Source organism: Vibrio qingdaonensis, from assembly GCF_026191675.1.
Lineage (GTDB): Bacteria > Pseudomonadota > Gammaproteobacteria > Enterobacterales > Vibrionaceae > Vibrio > Vibrio qingdaonensis.
In genome coordinates this window covers 1-1,591 of record NZ_JAKRRY010000106.1, presented here as the reverse complement: position 1 = coordinate 1,591, position 1,591 = coordinate 1, and the positions used below count along the sequence as shown (strand labels likewise).

The 1,591-nt window shown below is 46.9% G+C and carries 3 protein-coding genes; all 3 read right to left on the bottom strand.

The annotated features are described in order from the left end of the window. Positions 1-124 precede the first annotated feature (124 nt). On the bottom strand, positions 125-373 hold the full coding sequence (locus tag MD535_RS25470) for a hypothetical protein (protein WP_265678075.1): 249 nt from the start codon (positions 371-373) through the stop codon (positions 125-127). A 75-nt stretch (positions 374-448) separates the two neighbouring features. Further along, positions 449-667: a hypothetical protein gene (locus MD535_RS25465; RefSeq protein WP_265678074.1), complete on the bottom strand. Its 219-nt coding sequence runs from the start codon at positions 665-667 to the stop codon at positions 449-451. Between the two features lie 17 nt (positions 668-684). Continuing rightward, entirely contained in the window at positions 685-1,410 is a 726-nt protein-coding gene (locus MD535_RS25460) for a transcriptional regulator (protein ID WP_265678073.1), read from the bottom strand. Positions 1,411-1,591 lie beyond the last annotated feature (181 nt).

The window sequence follows — 1,591 nt, the reverse complement described above, 5'->3', positions numbered from 1 at the left end:
GGTAGGAAGCTGGGCTAATAATAGAAAGACGGCTTCAATATTGGAGGCTCTGGACATAATCGGCTCCTGTAAAATGAAAAAGCCACAACCGTGATGGCTGTGGCTGGTTGGATTCAATCGTGGATCATCGCTCTTCGTCGTAGTGCTCGTGTGTAATTAATGGGCGGTGTGGCGTTGGATAGTCCGGTACATCTGGACGGTCTTCCTCTAACGCTTTATCAATCAATGCGGCTGATGTGCCAATAGCCGTTGACACCGCAAACCCTGCGGCCGTAATGGTGCCAATGGCCCCAAAGACCGGCGCGGCAGTAATAATACCTGCGACGCTTGCCGTTCCTGCGACGGCTTTACCTACTGTGTGATACCAAGACATGTGTGTCTCCTTTTTTTGTTGAGTGAAATGAAAAAGGCCACCTCGAAATGAGATGGCCTTATGGGGTAATGGTAACTATTCGGCTTGACAACCTTTGGGGAGGGGAATATCGGTTGGGTCTTCGCCTTTTTGTTTAGCATGTTTGACTGCTTGTGCATAAGCGACACATTTTCCCGTGTGCGTATTCACCGCTCCGGAATCAGCAGAAGGACTGCCACCGAGCGTTCCACCCGCAAGCGCAAGCGGGGATATGATGGCAAGCACGGTAAGGTGTATGAGAGGTGTGTATTTCATAGAGGTTTCCTTTGGGGTTAAAGACTATCCAGCGTTTGTGTGATGTGCTGGTCAGTGTGAGTGGCTACGTACTCTTCAGCTTTAAAATCCGAAGGGTAAGTAAAAGAAAGGGTGGAAACGTTGGCATCATCAATCAAAGGCAACGCCAAAGAGCGGATGGGCGAATGATTTGATGTTCGAAAAAGCAGCAAAAGCGTATCACGCAAAACCGAGAGTCCCAGTGGTTCTACCTGAAGGCGCTCTTGTTGCAAAACCTGACTTGATAGGGTCAACATACGTTCATAAAACAAAGCAGAATGCACCTGCTTTAAGACATGACGTTGTTCTTCGCTCCAATCGCGAATATCCACAACATCAATGTGTAACTTGTTTAACCAAGCACTGACCTTTAAACGTGGATTTCCGAAAATGGAAGTGGGTAATCCGAGTAGTTCATCTGGCAACACCGAGGTCAGGTATCGATTCAATATTTGATGGGTTGCGGTCTCCTTAGGGTCGTACTTCAATAATTGATGAGATGTTCTTCGGTATTGATGGGGCTGCGACGAGTTATCGCACTCCACATTAAAGACTTCAACAATCACCTCATCGAGATAGCGTTTGATGCTGCGTGTACTGCGTTCAATGCCCCCTTGAGCAAGGGCTTGTTGCAGTACTTTGACATCGGTCCATCTCTGATAAGGGATAAACATCAAGGTATGCAGCAGCGCAGACAGTCCTTCAACTGTGCTTTTGTTACTCATTGGCACTCCTGAGCATCCAATAACAAATAATGGCGAAGCGTAATAAAGGCGTGGACAAATAACGTCCACGCCCTTTCTTGCTTAGATTACCAATCATAAAAGTGTGAACTCACGCATGACGTAATCGCTGATAGGCTGTGTTGATTTCAAATTGAAGAATGAATAGACTTAGTGTGTCTCC

What these genes read in the sequence shown, in the direction of transcription:
- MD535_RS25465 (WP_265678074.1), bottom strand. Translation starts at nt 667, where the DNA reads ATGAAATACACACCTCTCATACACCTTACCGTGCTTGCCATCATATCC.
- MD535_RS25470 (WP_265678075.1), bottom strand. Translation starts at nt 373, where the DNA reads ATGTCTTGGTATCACACAGTAGGTAAAGCCGTCGCAGGAACGGCAAGC.
- MD535_RS25460 (WP_265678073.1), bottom strand. Translation starts at nt 1,410, where the DNA reads ATGAGTAACAAAAGCACAGTTGAAGGACTGTCTGCGCTGCTGCATACC.